The sequence below is a fragment of the Rahnella contaminans genome, assembly GCF_011065485.1.
Lineage (GTDB): Bacteria > Pseudomonadota > Gammaproteobacteria > Enterobacterales > Enterobacteriaceae > Rahnella > Rahnella contaminans.
In genome coordinates this window covers 446,862-463,096 of sequence record NZ_JAADJS010000002.1, presented here as the reverse complement: position 1 = coordinate 463,096, position 16,235 = coordinate 446,862, and the positions used below count along the sequence as shown (strand labels likewise).

Genomic DNA, 16,235 nt, shown 5'->3' with positions numbered 1-16,235 from the left:
TATGGGGATCAACGAGAGTTTTATCAGCAATCCGACACGCGTCTGGCTGGTGATCCTGCTGCTCGGCGTGGGCGGATTAATTGCATTGTTCAACATCGGGCGGCTGGAAGACCCGGCGTTTACCATTAAAACGGCGGTGGTTTCCGTTCAGTATCCGGGCGCATCCTCGCAACAGGTGGAAGAAGAAGTCACGCTGCCGCTGGAAAACGCGCTTCAACGCCTGCCTTACGTCGATAACATCACGTCGATTTCTGCCGTCGGTTTATCGCAAATTACCGTGAATATCGATGCCCGCTATCACTCTTCCGAACTGCCGCAAATCTGGGATGAACTGCGCCGCCGGGTGAATGACGCGACGCTGCAATTCCCGCCCGGCGTCAGTCCGCCGTTCGTTAACGATGATTTCGGCGACGTGTATGGCTATTTTTTCTCGATCTACGGAGACAGTTTTACCAACCCCGAACTGCGCGCCTATGCCGAACAGCTTCGCAGGCAACTGGTTCTGGTGCCCGGCGTGGGCAAAGTCGCGATTGGCGGCGTCATTCCTGAGCAGGTTTACATCGAGATTTCGCGGGCGAAAATGGCGGCTTACGGCGTCACGCTGGCGCGTCTGGCCGATGTGCTGAACCGGCAGAATATGGTTTCCGACGCGGGCAGCATGACGGTGGGAAGTGAATCCATCCGTCTGCATCCGACCGGCGGCTTTCAGAATATCGATGAACTCAATAATGTGCTCATCAGCCCGGCCGGTTCCACGCACAGTATTTATCTGCGCGATATCGCTACGGTTTCGCAGGGCGTGACGGATCATCCCGGCAATATTTACCACGCCAACGGCCGCAATGCGCTGACCATTGGCGTCTCCTATATTCCCGGCGTGAATGTCATGAATATCGGCCACGCCATCGAAGCCAGAATGAACCAGCTCAGCGCCGACAAACCGGCAGGGATCGAGCTTAAAGTCTTCTACGATCAGGCTGCTGAAGTGAAGAAATCCGTCGACGGTTTCATCATTAACTTCCTGATGGCGCTGGCGATTGTGGTCGGCGTCTTGCTGATTTTTATGGGTTTACGCAGCGGGATTATCATCGCCGTGTCGCTGGCGCTGAACGTGCTCGGCACGTTGCTGATTATGTATTTATTTGGCATCGAGCTTCAGCGCATTTCGCTCGGCGCGCTGATCATCGCCCTGAGTATGCTGGTAGATAACGCGATTGTGGTCGTGGAAGGCGTACTGATTTCCCGACAGCAGGGCAATCCGCTGATGAGTGCAATTGCACGCATTATCAAACGCTCCGCCCTGCCGTTGCTGGGCGCGACGGTCATCGCCATTCTGGCGTTTGCACCTATCGGTCTGTCCCAGGATTCGACCGGCGAATACTGTAAATCGCTGTTCCAGGTATTGCTGATTTCGCTGATGCTCAGCTGGGTGACGGCGCTGACGCTCACGCCGGTGCTGGTCAAATGGGCGTTTGCCAATATGCCGGTGCCGGAGAAAAAGCCGGATGAACAGGCCGACCCGTACAGCGGCTGGATTTTCCGCGTTTACCGGCGTTTGCTGTCGGCGCTGCTGGTGCGCCAGACGGTCACGCTGGTCACGCTGGCGGCGCTGCTCGCGGCATCCGTCTGGGGGTTCGGCTTTGTGCGGCAGAACTTTTTCCCGTCCTCCAACACGCCGATTTTCTTCGTCGATCTCTGGCTGCCTTACGGCACCGATATCAATTACACCGCCCGTGTCGCCCGCGAAATAGAACAGAACATCAGCAAACAGGAGGGCGTGGAAAACACCGTGACCACCGTCGGTCAGGGCGGGATGCGCTTCATTCTGACCTACAACGGCCAGCGTCAGTATTCCAACTACGCGCAGATTATGGTGCGGATGGACGACCAGCGGAAAATCGCCGGGCTGGTTCGCCACACCGAGCAGGATATCCAGAAAAATTACCCCGAGGTGAATGCGCGGCTCAAACGCATCATGTTCGGGCCGTCCGGCGACAGCGCCATTGAAGTCCGCATTAAAGGCTCCGACCCGGATACGCTGCGCAGCATTGCCAGCCGGGTGGATAAAATCATCCTCGATGACGGCGCGGCCGACGGCGTGCGCAACGACTGGCAGGATCGTAGCAAAATGGTCAGGCCGGTATTTTCCCCGTATCTGGGCCGTGAACTGGGCGTGGATAAAGGCGAAGTCGACAGCGCCTTACAGATGAATTTCAGCGGCAGCACGGTCGGGATTTACCGCGATGGCTCCACGCTGATGCCCATCGTTTTGCGCCCGCCGGCGGCGGAAAGGCTGGATGTCGATCACATGGCGAACATCATGGTCTGGAGCCAGACGCGCCAGCAGTTTATTCCGCTGAGCAACGTGGTCAGTGACTTCAAAGTGGAATGGGAAGATCCGCTGATCATGCGTCGCGACCGTATCCGCATGCTCACCGTGCAGACCGACCCCGATGCGGCCACCGGCGAAACGTCCGGCGATATGCTCGCGCGCATCAAACCGCAGGTTGAGGCACTGACCTTGCCCCACGGTTACAGCATTGAATGGGGCGGCGATGCGGAGAATTCCGCCGAGGCGCAGGAAGGCCTGTTCACCACGCTGCCGATTGGATTCCTGATGATGTTTATCATCACGGTGCTGATGTTCAGTTCGGTGAAAAATGCGATTGCCATCTGGCTGACCGTGCCGCTGGCGCTGATTGGCGTGACGTTTGGTTTCCTGCTGACCGGCATTCCGTTCGGGTTTATGGCGCTGATTGGCCTGCTCAGCCTGAGCGGCATGCTGATCCGCAACGGTATCGTGCTGGTCGAAGAAATCGGCCAGCAGAAGAAAGAGAAAAATCAGACAGAAGCGATTATCTACGCAGCAACGTCACGTCTGCGCCCTATCCTGCTGACGGCGTTTACCACCGTGCTCGGGCTCGCGCCGTTGTTACTTGATGTATTTTTCCAGAGCATGGCGGTTGTTATCATGTTCGGTCTGGGGTTTGCGACCGTGCTGACGCTTCTGGTTCTGCCGGTGATTTACAACTGTTTCCATCGTGAAGGACAACGAATTCAACAATGAACACAACGGGACTGAACATTATTAAAACGCTCGGCTGCCTGACGGCCGTGACCTTTTTCACCGTCTATAACACGTACGATAATTACAATTATAACTACGATCAGATCCTGGCCTTTCTGACTTTTATTTCCACCATCGCCACGCCGCTGTTTTTTGTCGTGACCGGTTATATGGACGCCGATTCCCAGCATACGCCGGAATGGCAGATGAAAAAGATACGCGGGATCCTGACAATATTTATCTTCTGGTTCTCGATTTATTACCTGTGGGGACCGTATCAGAAAGGCTATCTGATCCAGCCGTGGTTCATCTTTTCGCTGGTGATCATTTACACCTTTCATCCGGTCGTGGAATGGCTGGCGAAACGCCGGGTGATCCTGGCATCGCTGGTGTTCGCGCTGCTGATTTTCTCTTTCGCCTATGATCTGCTGGCGATCTATTTCACTGAAAGTAAAAGCTTCTCCGCGCCCGCGCAATTCCGCATCTGGACGTGGGTGCTTTATTATCTGACCGGCCAGTTACTTTACGATCCGGTGGTTTCCACACTCTACAGCCGCCCGCGCATCGCGAAATACGCCGCCATCGCGATTCCGTTTGTTTATACCTTTACGTGGTTTTATGAGAAGCACTTTTTCTTCTCGATATTCAACGTTGAGCGCAACAGCTTTATTCTGACCGGCTCGCAGGTGTATATCCTGGTGCTGCTTATTATCATTGCCGCGAACGGCGTAAAACCGGACGCCACGCGGCTGCCGGTCAGTGAAATGGTCAGCTCGCTCGGTAAAACCATGACCGGCGTTTATATCCTGCACTACACCTTCTTCAATCTGCTTATCGAGTGGATCCCGATCAATTCCCTGACCGCCAAACTGCTGGTCATTCTGATGACGTTCCTGCTTTCGGTGGCGTCATCCATGCTGCTGCTTAAAAGCAATCTGACGAAAAAGCTGATTACGTTTTGATTTAGCGTTGCTCCGACACCAGCACAGCCATGGTGTCGGGCTCCAGTGCTCTGAAAATATGCTCAACGTCAGCCGGATATGAAATGTAGTCACCGGCGTTTAGTTCGACCGGTGAATCCACCATCCCGACCAGCGCACGCCCCTGTGTGATGATGATGTGTTCCACCGAACCCTGCGGATGCGGGCTGGAAACGCGGTCGCTGCCCGGCTGTGTGGTCAGCAGATAGACATCGCGACGCGCGCCCGGCGGACAGGTCGCCAGAAGCACCGCTTTGTAATCCGCCAGCTCCGCCACCACCGACGGGCCTTCGCCGCGCCGGATCACCTGCATTTTATTCACTTCAGGCTCCATCAGCCGCGCGAAGGGAATATTCAGCGCCACGCACAGCGCCCACAGCGTTTCCAGACTCGGATTCCCGTTACCGGCTTCGAGTTGTGAAAGCGTCGATTTAGCCACACCGGCGCGGCGGGCGACTTCTGCCAGAGACAAGCCCGCCCGCTGACGTTCGCGCACCAGACCTTTGGAAATAACGCTGATAGGTTGAGACATTGCGGTACCCTGATCCTTATAACGAACGATCGTTCGACTTGAAGAACGATTCGGAAGTGTTCATTATAATGGATACTCGTTCGTTATGGGATTGAATTATGCAAGCACGTTTCTTTTCACCGCTGGGAAAAGATGTGGTGAAAGCCATCTTTCTGGTCTGTCTCGCCGACGGCCTGGTGGGGATTTCTTACGGTTCACTGGCGGTCGCCGGAGGCTTCCCGCTGTGGGTGCCGCTGATGCTCTCAATTCTGGTGCTCGCCGGCGCTTCGGAGTTTTTATTTATCGCGATTGTCGGCGGTGGCGGAAGCCCGTTCGCCGCAGCGGCTGCCGGTTTACTGGTGAATGCCCGCCATTTGCCGTTCGGTATCGCCGTGAAAGATCTGGTGGGCAGTAAATCGCTCAGCTGGCTCGGATGCCACATCATGAACGATGAAAGCGTGGTATTTGGCATCTCCCAGCCCACCCATGAGAAACGCAAAAAAGCCTACTGGCTGTGCGGCGCGGGCATTGCGCTGTTCTGGCCAGTCAGCGTGATTGCCGGGGCGTACATCGGGCAGTTTATCCCTGATATCAAAGCCATCGGGCTGGATGCCGTATTCCCGGCCATTTTGCTGGCGCTGATTTTCCCCGCACTGAGAAAGCGCAGAACGCTGATCCCGGCGGCGTCCGGCGCACTGATTTCCGTCGCCGTCGTGCCTTTTGTGCCCGCCGGAATGCCGGTACTGTTTTCACTGCTGGGATTACTGGCCTGGAGAAACAAAAAATGACGCAACAAACGTTATGGATTGCCGGGATCGTCGTTCTGGCGGCCGGAACTTTCGCGATGCGCATGGCCGGTTACCGGCTGGGCTCGCGCCTGAATTTTTCACCGGCAACACAAACAATGTTGTCGGACTCCGCCACGATTCTGTTACTGGCCGTTGCGGCCACGTCAGCGTTGTTTGAAGGCCATCACTTTGGCGGATTTGCACGGGTAGCAGGCGTCGGCGTAGCGCTGTTTTTAGCGTGGCGAAAGGCACCGCTGATTGTCATTATTATCGCGGCGGCGGTCGTGACTGCGCTGATGCGCTGGGCGGGGATCGCCTGAACACAAACAAAAATGGCTCCCGCAGGAGCCATCAATATTCACCAGTCTTTACGCCACATCTTCGTATTGCGGTACCGGATTGCGGAAGCTTTTGGTCATGCAGGCCAGATAGATGAAGCCGACTGCGCCCCAGATCAGCCCCAGCACCATCGAACCTTCTTCCAGATTTACCCACAACGCACCGACCGTCAGCGCGCCGCACATCGGTAAAAGCAGATACTGGAAGTGATCCAGCAAGGTTTTGTTGCGCTTCTCGCGGATCCAGAACTGCGAAATCACAGACAGGTTCACGAAGGTAAATGCCACCAGCGCACCGAAGTTAATCAGCGCCGTCGCAGTCACCAGATCGAAGTTAATCGCCATCAGGGCAATCGCGCCAACCAGCAACACGTTGAAAGACGGCGTACGCCATTTCGGGTGAATGTAGCCGAAGAAACGTTTTGGGAATACGCCGTCGCGGCCCATGACGTACATCAGGCGCGAAACGCCCGCGTGCGCCGCCATGCCGGAAGCCAGAACCGTGATGCTGGAGAAAATCAGTGCGCCGAACTGGAAAGCGCGTCCGGCAACCTGCAACATGATTTCAGGCTGAGAAGCATCCGGGTTTTTGAAGCTGGAAATATCCGGGAAATACAGTTGCAGGAAATAGGTTGCGCAGATAAAGATGGCACCGCCAATTAACGCCGTCAGGAAAATCGCCCGCGGAATCACGCGTTCGGCGTCTTTCGTTTCTTCTGACAAATTACTGATGCCGTCAAAGCCGGTGAACGAGAAGCACAGAATGGTGGCGCCGGTAATCAGCGGCACAGTATGGGTATTTTCGCCCCAGAACGGTTTCGAACTGGCCAGCGTGCCGTAACCGGTGCCGTGGTTAACGCCGTAAATCACCATGCCGGTAATCACAACAATCAGCACAATCTGCAAGACGACGACCAGCGTATTAATATTGGCGACGGTTTTGATGCTGCGTAAATTCGACAGCGTCATAAAGCCGACCAGCACAATGACAAATATCCACGACGGCACGGAAGGCACCAGCGCTTCGAAATAGATTTTCGCCAGCAGGATATTAATCATCGGCGCGAAAAGGTAATCGAGCAGCGACGACCAGCCCACCATAAAGCCGACAACCGGATGAATCGCTTTTTGCGCGTACGTATAAGCGGAGCCCGCAGAAGGATAGCGGCGCACCAGTTTGCCGTAGCTCAGCGCCGTAAATAAAACAGCGATCAGCGCGAAGGCGTAGGCCGTCGGCACATGGCCGTCGGTCAGGCCGGAGACAATACCGAACGTATCGAACAAGGTCATGGGTTGCATATAGGCCAGGCCTATCATGACAACCGGAATCAGCGTAAGGCTTTTACGCAGTTCCACGCGGGAAGGGGTACCTGTTGCGATGTTATCCGACATGATGTGAATTTCCCATGACGGATGACGTCACATAAAAAGAGTGGTGCACCATTTATGTTTCCTTGCGACAAGACTGTCGATTTCTGAAAGTAAATATCTATCCGGTACTAAGCCCGGCCTCTGGTTTTTGAATGTTTTCTTGTACGAAGAATGATTTCTTTAATGAAGAAAGAGTGAATCAGCCCGTTTTGCGGGCCGCATATTTTGCCTGATTAAGTATCGAATTGACAAGGCTGCTCAGGATAAACAAAGGCAATAAATAAAATAATCCGTCAAAACCGGCACGTATTGTCAAAGCGCTTTCGAAGGGGTGGAATGAAATGTTTTTATAATGTGAAAATAATTAAACACGCCGTTATTGCATCCGGAGATATATCGACAACCCATGTTTAAAAATAACGAGTGCGCCTCTTATTTAACATTTATCGCCCCAAAACGCCGTTGTCCCTACCCGGTTTCACTTATGGGCAAATTCCGAAAATCCGCTCCTCTGACGTCTTTTTCACACCTGATGTTTACAAAATCAGGGTCCGTGGCAAGAATGAAGATTATTTGCTCATAAAATAAGAAATGTCTGATTCCTCACTTTTACAACAACTCCAGAACCTGAAGAAGCACAATGCCCGGCTAAAACGCATCGCGCACGACGCCCGCAACAAGCTGAGTGCCGCGCTGGATGGAACCGGTTTGTGTTTGTGGCAGCTTGACGTGCCCAGCGGAAAACTGGTGATTTACAACCGCCGCTGGGGATCAATGCTGGGTTATCAGCCGAAAGAGCTGAGCGCGCGTTTTGAAGTCTGGCGCGAGCATTTACACCCGGACGACCGGGACGATGTGCTGTCGGCTTTTTACAATCATCTGGAAGGCAAGACGCCGTTTTATGAGGCGCTGCACCGGATGCAGGCGAAAAATGGCACCATTACCTGGGTGCTCGATCGTGGCCGCGTCACCGAACGGGACGATGCCGGACGCCCGCTGAAAGTGACGGGCACCCACATCGATATGACCAAAGAGAAGAATTACGAGCAGCAGCTGGCGACGCTGGCAAATCATGATCCGCTGACCGGGCTGGCAAACCGTCATGCGTTACAGCATCATTTTGCAGCACTGAAAAATGCCGGCCCGTTGTGTGTGGCATTTATCGATCTGGATGATTTTAAGCATGTGAATGATACGCTCGGCCACCGCAGCGGAGATGAAGTTCTGATGCGGCTTAGCCAGCGTTTTCAGGAAGCGTGCCCGCCGGGTGTAATTCCGGGGCGGCTGGGCGGTGATGAATTTGTGCTTCTGATGCCATATTCGCTGAACAATCCGGTGATTAAACGCGTAGCGCAGGCTTGTCTGAATGCGGCGATCATCCCCTTTGAGCTGGATAACGGCAATGCGCAGATTGGCGCGTCAATAGGGATTGATGAAGTGAACGGCAGCGATGATTTCAGCGAAGCGCTGCTGCTCGCCGACCGGGCGATGTATGCGATAAAGCATCACGGAAAGAATGGCGTCATGCTCGGGTCGGAGGTTTTTCCCCTCCGTGCGTGATGAATTTTCCTCGCTTTCAGTGTTAAAATTTTGTGCTATAAATTTTGCATAAGAAAAAGGGTTAGTTTGTTTTTTTTCGCTCAGCAATGATTTATGGGGGTGATGTGTCTCTTTCTATTTCTGAATGGACGATAGCTAACGACATTGAATGCTCGCATCTGACCGCGAGTAATTCGTCATTTCCGCGTCATACTCACGACGAATACGTCATCAGCGCCAATCTCACCGGCACGGAAGAAATCTGGCTGCACGGCAAAACCGCGCTGGTGCGCGGCGGCGATATCACGATTTATAACCCGTCGACGGTGCAGTCCTCGTTATTCGGCGATGAAAAGGTCGAATTCCTCAGCGTGCATATTCCCCAAGCGTTGCTGCGTCAGGTGTCGGTCGATCACAATCTGCGTTCAGACCATCACGCGCCGGTTCTGGCCGAAGGCGTTCTGAGTAATCCCGCGCTGTTTTCCGCACTGTGCCATTACAAACGCACGCTCAATGATGAAGACCAGGAGCAGAATCTGCTGTGGCTGCTGGGGGCGCTGCTGGAAGAACCGGCGAAAGAGCAGGAGCAGTCGCTGCGCCCCATCACACTGGCGCTGGATTTTATGCGCGACCATCTGACGCGGAAAATACATCTCGATACGCTGGCCCAAATCAGCGGGCTGAGTAAATTCCATTTTGTCCGGCTTTTCCGTCAGCATATCGGCATGCCGCCGCTGCAATACCATATGCAGCTGCGGCTGCTCGAAGCCCGCAACCAGCTGCGCAAAAACAATAACGCGCTGGACGTGGCAATCCGCCTGGGCTTTTACGATCAAAGCCACTTCATCAATACGTTCCGCAAAATGATGGGGATCACGCCCCACCTTTATTCGCTGTCGCTCAACGCCTCGCACAGCCACGCGGCTATACGATAAATTCGCGGTAGCCGGTGATCACCACGTACAGCGCGAAGTACGAGAATATTGCCGCTGACGCCACGTAAGAGTATTTCAGCATTTTGGTGCCGAGCATTTTTCCGCCCCAACTGCCGACGCAGCACAGCACGATCGTCCAGAACACACCGGCGATAAAGAATCCGGTCAGGAACCACGACGCTTCCACTGTGCCGCCCTGCCCCATGCGGGAAATCAGTGCCCCGCCGACGGCGGCAAACCACAGGATCGCCGTCGGAGAGGACATCGCCAGCAACACGCCACGACCGAAGTTGCGGACAACCGAATGCGGTTGCGCGTTGTCGCCGGAGCTCAGATCGCTGGCCGGAGCCAGCGCCGCGCGGATCATTTTGTAGGTAAACCACATCAGCATCAGCGAGCCGCCGACCCACAAAACCCAGCGGACGCTCTGGTATTGCAGCAACAGCGTCATCCCTGCCAGCGCCAGCACGGCGTAAATCAGGTCGCCAATGCAGGTGCCAATGCCCAGCCAGAATCCGTGAAAATAGCCGCGTTGCATCGCCAGCGTAATCATGGCGATATTGGCAATCCCGATGTCCAGACACAGCGACAGGCTGAGCAAAAATCCATTTGAAAACGGCATCATAACGGAACTCTCTTAATTAACTGGTTGTATTCAATCATGTCATTGGTGGTGCCCAGACGCGCCATCAGCACATCGACATCCTCCGGATTGGTGTGCGGACAACGTTCCAGCATGAAATTTTTTGCCCGTTCCGCGTCGCCGCCCAGCAACTCTTCGCTCATCAGCCGGGTAAGATCCGCCATCTGGGTAAAGAAAAGATCCGGGTGGAAGTCGACAGAGTTCTCGGTCAGCCCGATGCAGCCATGTTCACGCAGGTAGTTGAACTGGATCCAGGCCGCACCGGCGTCTGGATAGCTCGACGGCCCGCGGCGAAGATAGCGAAGCATTTCGAGGAAGTAGATCCGCGCCAGCACGGTGCGGTCGAGTTGCAGACCGTCGGCCACCTGCGGCGTGAGGCACATCAGCAGGCCAAACTGATCGGCCAGCGCTTCCTGCACCATCATCGAGCCCCAGCGATCAATCTTGCTGAGTTTCGGGAAGACGTTCTCGTTGCGCACCAGCGAATGTCCCAGGTCGTGCCCGCGGAACCACGCAATCAGATAACGCTGGCACACGCGGCTGTCCGGCAACCGGTCTTCCGGCCAGCCCATTTTTGCCGCTTCGGTGCGCGAAAACAGTTCGAATAATTGCAGGTAAGTGTTGGCGAAAACCACGGTGCGCTTGACCGGCGAATACTTCAGCCCTTCATCCTCCGGGAAGAAATAGGCGAAATGTTTCGGATAGGTATTGGCTTCACCGGCAATGCCAAACAGGTTGATAATTTTGTACGCACAGCCCGGCATCGCCAGCAAATCACCGGCAATTTCCTTTTGCAGATACAGCAAACTTTCCGGGAATAAATCGTCCATCACGTCGGAGATTTCCTGCAACATCGGCGCGGGTTCGCCAAACCACGACGAATAAAAACTCTGTTTGGATTTTCCAACCCACGTCGAGGTATTGCCGATGCCCAGCACCAGCTGCTGTTCATTCAGCCCGGCGATTTGCGGCAGCACGGTTTTCCCGCAGCTGTCGTCCGCCAGTACTTCCGCGCGCAAAAACAGCCCGCGGCGGGTATCAGGGTCATCAAACATCGGCGCAAGACGGAAACACTGGATCGACATTTCCTCGCGCAGCGCATCCAGCAAACGGCTTTCGCAGGCGGCTTCCAGCTGATTAATGGCTTCCGTGAGACGCAGGCAGTAGTGAATAGTTTGCAGAGCTTTAGGACTTAAATTTTCCGGGGCATCCAGATCCATCATTGAAACCTGATATGCCGCCGCGGCTGGCCAAAATGAGGTTGTAAACATGATTTCAAACCCTTAAGCGCAATAGAGACAACCTACTAAATCACTCCCGCGAAACCGGGTATTGGAAGAAATTGCGCAGACGCCAGGAAGTGAAAACCGCCACCAATACAAGCCTGCCATCTGCGTCTACCCTTAACGTATCCATCCCTTTTTCGCTAAGCGCCTAACATCATGAGTCTTTCCCTTCGTCACTACCTCCACGCCCGTTCCCGGCTGGTGATTTCTATCATTGCCGGACTGATTTGTTTTTTTGCTCTTCCCGCGCATCTGGGGACGTTGCAGCGCCTGATGATTGGCTGGAATGTGCTGGCATGGCTGTACCTGTTTTTCCTGTGGCTGCGGATGTTGCGCACCGAGCCGAAAGACATTCCGCACATCGCCAAAACGCAGGATGAAAGTGCCAGCATCGTGCTGACGCTGGTGACGCTGACCTGTCTGGTGAGCATTCTGGCGATCCTGATGGAACTGGGGTCACTGAAAGATCTGACCGGCACCGCTCGGGCGCTGCACATTCTGCTGACCGCCACCACGCTGATTGCTTCCTGGGCGCTGCTGCCCACATCGTTCGCCATGCATTACGCGCATCATCACTATCTGCGGCGCAGCAAAGACTGCACGCCAATGATTTTCCCTGAAAAACCCGACGAACCCGGTTACTGGGATTTTCTCTATTTCTCTTTCACCATTGCCGTGGCGTCGCAAACCGCCGACGTGGCAACCGGCTCCACCGATATGCGGCAGATTGCGCTGTTGCAGTCGGTGATTTCCTTCGTCTTCAATCTGGCCATTCTCGGGTTTTCCATTAACGTCGGCGCGGGATTGCTAAGCTAATTACTGACTTAACGATTGAAGTAATACGCTGTATTTCGGGAGATTTTCGGCAGAGTTCACTGTAAGTCAAAAAAGGCGCATTTTGGACTTCTATACGTCTAAAACTTAGTGTAGGTTTTCACAATATTCTCCCAATTTGGTTACGTTTAAGGAAACTTTGCTTATGCGCACTTCGTTCGTTGCCCTGACCCTGCTGGCCACCACGCTGTTTTCTGCCACCACTTTTGCCGGGTCGACGCTGGATCGCGTGACCAAAACCGGCGTTTTGCGCAATGCCATCGTTAATGACTATCCGCCTTTCGGCTTTATTGATGACAATAATCAGCTGGCGGGTTTTGACGTGGATGTCGCCAAAGCCGTGGCACAGCGCATGGGCGTGAAGCTGGAAATTATTGCGCCGGGCTGGGAAACCATTGTCGGCGGTAAATGGCAGGGGCGCTGGGATACCTGTATCTGCTCGATGACGCCAAACACCGAACGCGCCAAAGTGCTGGATTTCCCGACGCCGTACTACAACTCTCCGGCGGTTTTGGTGGTGAATAAGAAAGATGACCGCATTAAATCCGCTGCGGATCTGAGCAATAAGAAAATCGGCGTCGGCATCGGTTCAACCTATGAAACGTACCTGCAAAAAGCGCTGGTGATTCCGGGCGCAAAACCGCTGAACTTCCCGTTCGATAACGTGCAGGTTATCCCGAGTGACGAAGAAGTCGCGTTCCAGAATCTGGCGTTGGGGCCGGGCGTGCGACTCGACGGCGTGGTGTCTGATTTAGCCACCGCCAATGCCCGCATCAAACGCGCACCGGTGTTCAAAATTGTCACCGAGCTGTACGCCGAACCGAACTGGGTGGCGACGGACAAAGGCGACGCAGAGTGGGATAAAAAAGTCGCAGATACCATCAAATCGCTGCGCGACGACGGCACGCTGGCCAAAATTTCCCAGCACTGGCTGGGTGAAGATATTACGCACGAGGTACCGTGATGCCACAAATCCCGGACAGCCAGCCGAAGGTGGAAACGCCGGAACGCTGGCACCACGCGCACGCGTTTAAATTTAAAACCGGGCTGACGTGGCTGATTCTGCTCAGCCTGCTGCTCGGCACCTTCAGTAAAATGGGGCTGGACTGGAGCCTGATCAGCCAGAAATTGCCTTTTCTGCTCGGCCTGCGTCTGTCGCCGGACGGTTTTATTCAGGGCGCGGCGCTGACCATTATGATCACCGCCTGCTCGATGTTTTTCTGCCTGCTGATTGGCCTGATTACTGCTCTCGGGCGGATGTCCAAAAACGCGCTGGCGTTTGGCTGCGCAACGTTTTATGCCTCGTTGTTTCGCGGTACGCCGCTGCTGGTTCAGGTATTAATTATTTATCTGGCGCTGCCGCAGGTCGGGATTGTGCTCGGTGCGCTCAGCTCCGGCATCATCGCGCTGTCGATGAACTATGGCGCGTATCTGGCTGAAACTATCCGCAGCGGCGTGCTTTCCGTGCCGCGCGGCCAGCAGGAAGCCGCGCTGGCGCTGGGCGTTTCGCGCTGGACGGTGGCGGTTCACGTCACCGCACCTCAGGCGCTGCGCATTATTATTCCGCCCGCCGGGTCGATGTTTATTTCCATGCTGAAAGACTCTTCGCTGGTCTCGCTGATGGGGCTATGGGAGCTGAATTTTCTCGCGCAATCCTACGGGCGAAGCACCTATCGTTATATGGAAATGCTGGCGACCGCGGCTGCGATATACTGGATTATGTCGATTGTCTTAGAGCTGCTGCAAAGCCGTCTTGAGCGCCGTTTTGCGCAGGGCCAGCGCCGCTGATGTTTAAATTTTATTAACGGGTACGCCATGTCCTTTCCAGAAGATTTTCGTTTAATCAGCTACCTCTCACGGCTGGAACACGCCGTCCGTTTTCCGCTGTCGTCGTCTTATCCGGAATCGATGAGCATCGATACGCTGTTTGAACTGGCGGGAAAAGAGCACCGCGCGCCTTTCATGCAAACCGTGCTGGATTACCCGCCGCTGCGCGGAACGCCTGAACTTCTTGAAGCCATCGCGTCCACATACCGGCACATTACGCCGCAGCAGGTCATCAGTTTTGCCGGTGCCGACGAAGCAATTTATGCCAGTTTTCAGATGCTGCTCGAACCAGGCGATCACGCGGTCGTGATCACGCCCAATTATCAGTCGCTGGAAAGCGTGCCGTTGTCGCGCTGTTCCGTCACCGGCGTGGCGCTCGATGAAAACAACGACTGGGCGCTGGACGTGGAAAAAGTGCGGGCTGCGCTGCGTGAAAACACCAAAGTGCTGGCGATAAACTTCCCGCATAACCCGACCGGTGCGCTGATTTCGCGTCAGCAACTCACGGATCTGGTGGAAATGTGCCGTGCACGCGGGATCTGGATTTTCTCCGATGAAGTGTACCGCCTGACGGAGTTTGATCCGGCGGATCGTCTGCCGCAGCTGGCCGATATTTACGAACGTGGGATCTCGCTGAATGTGACGTCAAAAGCCTACGGATTGCCCGGCCTGCGTATCGGCTGGGTGGCGTGTCAGGATGACGCGTGGATGCTGAAACTCGAACGCATGAAGCAGTATCTGTCGATCTGCAATTCCATGCCCGGCGAGTTTCTGACGACGATTGCGCTCAACGCCCGCGCGCCGATCCTTGAGCGTGTCATGGCGCGTTCGCGCACCCAGCTCGCCGCGCTGGCAGAGTTCCTGGCGCGCTATCCGCATCTGTTCCGGCTTTCCATGCCGAAGGCCGGTGTGCTGGCGTTTCCGCGTTATCTGGGGACAGAAGGCGCAGAAGCATTCGCCACCACACTGGTGGAAGAAACCGGGGTGATGGTCATTCCGTCGGTGACTTATGCCTCTGAACTGACGCCGGTTTCGGAAGATTTTCTGCGTATTGGCTTTGGCCGCGAAAATCTGGAACAGGCGCTGGCGGAAATGGGCAAATGGCTGGACAAGCGGTAAACCGCTGAAAAAATGCTTATCCCAGTACCTGTTTTTCGGTCAGAAAATCAATGAACACCCGCACCTTGGGCAACATATGGCGGCTGCTCGGCCAGACTACCGAGAACTTGCCGCCCTCTTTCTGAAAGCTGTCCAGCACCGAAATCAGCTCGCCGGAGGCCAGATAATTGCGCACGATAAACTCCGGCACATACGCCATTCCCAGCCCCTGTACCGCCGCCTGAAGTATCGATTCGAGATTATTGCTGCTCAGCGCCAGCGGCAGATCCACCGGCGTTTCGCTCAGTTCCCACTCCTGCCATTGTCCGTTACCCCGAAACCGGTAACGCAGGCAGGCGTGATGACGCAAATCACCCGGCGTCAGCGGAGCCGGGTGTTGCGCGAAATAACCGGGGCTGCCGACGATGGCAAAGCGGAACGGCCCGAGACGGCGCGACATCATCTGCGAACTGTTCAGCTCGCCGCTGCGGATAGCAATATCAAACCCTTCATCGATGACGTCCACCATGCGGTCGCTGAAATCCAGATCCAGCTCGACATCAGGATAACGTACGCGAAACTCCGGCAAATGTGGCAACAACATGCGGTAACCGATGGCCGGCGCGGTGATGCGCAATTTGCCGCGTGGTACAGCGGAAATCCGCACCAGCTCCTGTTCGGCTTCTTCCAATTGCGTGACGATATTCTGGCAGCGTTCGAAAAAAAGCTGCCCTTCATCGGTCAGGCTGATGCGTCGCGTGCTGCGGTTAAACAGCCGCACGTTGAGCTTTTCCTCAAGGCGCGCCACGCTTTTTCCCACCGCTGACGCCGAAATGCCTATGCGTTCTGCCGCCGCCGCAAAACTCTGGCTTTGCGCCGCGCGGACAAACGCCAGCAAACCATTCAGATTTTCCACTTTACCCTTCCCGCCATTCGAGCGTTTTAGTCCTTAATCATCGGACTCACAGCCTGTTTCCGCAAGATTACTGACATTTTATCATCCATGTCACGACTCTTT

The 16,235-nt window shown here is 55.0% G+C and carries 15 protein-coding genes; 10 read left to right on the top strand and 5 right to left on the bottom strand.

Annotation, left to right across the window (positions count from 1 at the left end; translation table 11 throughout):
- Window position 1: 1 nt before the first annotated feature.
- On the top strand, window positions 2-3,067 hold the full coding sequence (locus tag GW579_RS11240; RefSeq protein ID WP_165059103.1) for an efflux RND transporter permease subunit: 3,066 nt from the start codon (window positions 2-4) through the stop codon (window positions 3,065-3,067).
- Window positions 3,064-4,029 carry an acyltransferase gene (locus GW579_RS11235; RefSeq protein ID WP_165059101.1) on the top strand — a complete coding sequence of 322 codons (966 nt, stop codon included), beginning with the start codon at window positions 3,064-3,066 and terminating at the stop codon, window positions 4,027-4,029. The genes GW579_RS11240 and GW579_RS11235 overlap by 4 nt, the downstream gene beginning before the upstream one ends.
- A 1-nt stretch (window position 4,030) precedes the next feature.
- Here the strand turns inward: GW579_RS11235 and GW579_RS11230 are convergent, their stop codons facing one another.
- On the bottom strand, window positions 4,031-4,579 hold the full coding sequence (locus tag GW579_RS11230) for a helix-turn-helix domain-containing protein (RefSeq protein WP_152327702.1): 549 nt from the start codon (window positions 4,577-4,579) through the stop codon (window positions 4,031-4,033).
- 98 nt (window positions 4,580-4,677) lie between these two features.
- Between GW579_RS11230 and GW579_RS11225 the strand changes: the two genes are divergently transcribed.
- Window positions 4,678-5,346 (top strand): AzlC family ABC transporter permease, encoded by a 669-nt coding sequence (locus GW579_RS11225; RefSeq protein WP_165059099.1) that lies wholly within the window; start codon window positions 4,678-4,680, stop codon window positions 5,344-5,346.
- Window positions 5,343-5,666 carry an AzlD domain-containing protein gene (locus GW579_RS11220; RefSeq protein WP_152327700.1) on the top strand — a complete coding sequence of 108 codons (324 nt, stop codon included), beginning with the start codon at window positions 5,343-5,345 and terminating at the stop codon, window positions 5,664-5,666. The genes GW579_RS11225 and GW579_RS11220 overlap by 4 nt, the downstream gene beginning before the upstream one ends.
- A 48-nt stretch (window positions 5,667-5,714) precedes the next feature.
- On the opposite strand, the gene GW579_RS11215 is transcribed toward GW579_RS11220, so the two are convergent.
- Window positions 5,715-7,076, bottom strand: coding sequence for an APC family permease (locus tag GW579_RS11215; RefSeq protein ID WP_152327699.1), 1,362 nt, complete (start codon window positions 7,074-7,076; stop codon window positions 5,715-5,717).
- A gap of 570 nt (window positions 7,077-7,646) precedes the next feature.
- Here GW579_RS11215 and GW579_RS11210 point away from each other — a divergent pair.
- Both GW579_RS11210 and GW579_RS11205 read left to right on the top strand, forming a co-directional pair.
- On the top strand, window positions 7,647-8,615 hold the full coding sequence (locus GW579_RS11210; RefSeq protein ID WP_165059097.1) for a GGDEF domain-containing protein: 969 nt from the start codon (window positions 7,647-7,649) through the stop codon (window positions 8,613-8,615).
- Between the two features lie 104 nt (window positions 8,616-8,719).
- Entirely contained in the window at window positions 8,720-9,529 is an 810-nt protein-coding gene (locus GW579_RS11205; RefSeq protein WP_152327697.1) for a helix-turn-helix transcriptional regulator, read from the top strand.
- On the opposite strand, the gene GW579_RS11200 is transcribed toward GW579_RS11205, so the two are convergent.
- Together GW579_RS11200 and GW579_RS11195 are read right to left on the bottom strand one after the other, a co-directional pair.
- A complete protein-coding gene (locus GW579_RS11200) occupies window positions 9,519-10,154 on the bottom strand; it encodes a LysE family transporter (protein ID WP_152327696.1) in 636 nt (211 codons plus the stop codon). The genes GW579_RS11205 and GW579_RS11200 overlap by 11 nt on opposite strands.
- Complete coding sequence (locus GW579_RS11195; RefSeq protein ID WP_152327695.1) at window positions 10,151-11,443, bottom strand: hypothetical protein; 1,293 nt, start codon at window positions 11,441-11,443, stop codon at window positions 10,151-10,153. Before GW579_RS11195 ends, GW579_RS11200 begins: the two co-directional genes overlap by 4 nt.
- 171 nt (window positions 11,444-11,614) lie before the next feature.
- On the opposite strand from GW579_RS11195, the gene GW579_RS11190 reads away from it, so the two are divergent.
- The 4 genes from GW579_RS11190 to GW579_RS11175 all read left to right on the top strand — a co-directional run bounded on the left by GW579_RS11190 (window position 11,615) and on the right by GW579_RS11175 (window position 15,238).
- On the top strand, window positions 11,615-12,274 hold the full coding sequence (locus tag GW579_RS11190; protein WP_165059095.1) for a DUF1345 domain-containing protein: 660 nt from the start codon (window positions 11,615-11,617) through the stop codon (window positions 12,272-12,274).
- Between the two features lie 163 nt (window positions 12,275-12,437).
- Window positions 12,438-13,256 (top strand): transporter substrate-binding domain-containing protein, encoded by an 819-nt coding sequence (locus GW579_RS11185; RefSeq protein WP_152327693.1) that lies wholly within the window; start codon window positions 12,438-12,440, stop codon window positions 13,254-13,256.
- A complete protein-coding gene (locus GW579_RS11180; RefSeq protein ID WP_152327692.1) occupies window positions 13,256-14,080 on the top strand; it encodes an amino acid ABC transporter permease in 825 nt (274 codons plus the stop codon). The genes GW579_RS11185 and GW579_RS11180 overlap by 1 nt, the downstream gene beginning before the upstream one ends.
- 27 nt (window positions 14,081-14,107) lie before the next feature.
- Window positions 14,108-15,238 (top strand): aminotransferase class I/II-fold pyridoxal phosphate-dependent enzyme, encoded by a 1,131-nt coding sequence (locus GW579_RS11175; RefSeq protein WP_165059093.1) that lies wholly within the window; start codon window positions 14,108-14,110, stop codon window positions 15,236-15,238.
- 16 nt (window positions 15,239-15,254) lie between these two features.
- Here the strand turns inward: GW579_RS11175 and GW579_RS11170 are convergent, their stop codons facing one another.
- Window positions 15,255-16,133: a LysR substrate-binding domain-containing protein gene (locus GW579_RS11170; protein WP_165059091.1), complete on the bottom strand. Its 879-nt coding sequence runs from the start codon at window positions 16,131-16,133 to the stop codon at window positions 15,255-15,257.
- Between the last annotated feature and the right edge of the window lie 102 nt (window positions 16,134-16,235).

Excerpts from the sequence above, each read along its gene's own strand:
- GW579_RS11240 (WP_165059103.1), top strand. The coding sequence starts at position 2 with ATGGGGATCAACGAGAGTTTTATCAGCAATCCGACACGCGTCTGGCTG.
- GW579_RS11235 (WP_165059101.1), top strand. The coding sequence starts at position 3,064 with ATGAACACAACGGGACTGAACATTATTAAAACGCTCGGCTGCCTGACG.
- GW579_RS11230 (WP_152327702.1), bottom strand. The coding sequence starts at position 4,579 with ATGTCTCAACCTATCAGCGTTATTTCCAAAGGTCTGGTGCGCGAACGT.
- GW579_RS11225 (WP_165059099.1), top strand. The coding sequence starts at position 4,678 with ATGCAAGCACGTTTCTTTTCACCGCTGGGAAAAGATGTGGTGAAAGCC.
- GW579_RS11220 (WP_152327700.1), top strand. The coding sequence starts at position 5,343 with ATGACGCAACAAACGTTATGGATTGCCGGGATCGTCGTTCTGGCGGCC.
- GW579_RS11215 (WP_152327699.1), bottom strand. The coding sequence starts at position 7,076 with ATGTCGGATAACATCGCAACAGGTACCCCTTCCCGCGTGGAACTGCGT.
- GW579_RS11210 (WP_165059097.1), top strand. The coding sequence starts at position 7,647 with ATGTCTGATTCCTCACTTTTACAACAACTCCAGAACCTGAAGAAGCAC.
- GW579_RS11200 (WP_152327696.1), bottom strand. The coding sequence starts at position 10,154 with ATGATGCCGTTTTCAAATGGATTTTTGCTCAGCCTGTCGCTGTGTCTG.
- GW579_RS11195 (WP_152327695.1), bottom strand. The coding sequence starts at position 11,443 with ATGTTTACAACCTCATTTTGGCCAGCCGCGGCGGCATATCAGGTTTCA.
- GW579_RS11190 (WP_165059095.1), top strand. The coding sequence starts at position 11,615 with ATGAGTCTTTCCCTTCGTCACTACCTCCACGCCCGTTCCCGGCTGGTG.
- GW579_RS11185 (WP_152327693.1), top strand. The coding sequence starts at position 12,438 with ATGCGCACTTCGTTCGTTGCCCTGACCCTGCTGGCCACCACGCTGTTT.
- GW579_RS11180 (WP_152327692.1), top strand. The coding sequence starts at position 13,256 with ATGCCACAAATCCCGGACAGCCAGCCGAAGGTGGAAACGCCGGAACGC.
- GW579_RS11175 (WP_165059093.1), top strand. The coding sequence starts at position 14,108 with ATGTCCTTTCCAGAAGATTTTCGTTTAATCAGCTACCTCTCACGGCTG.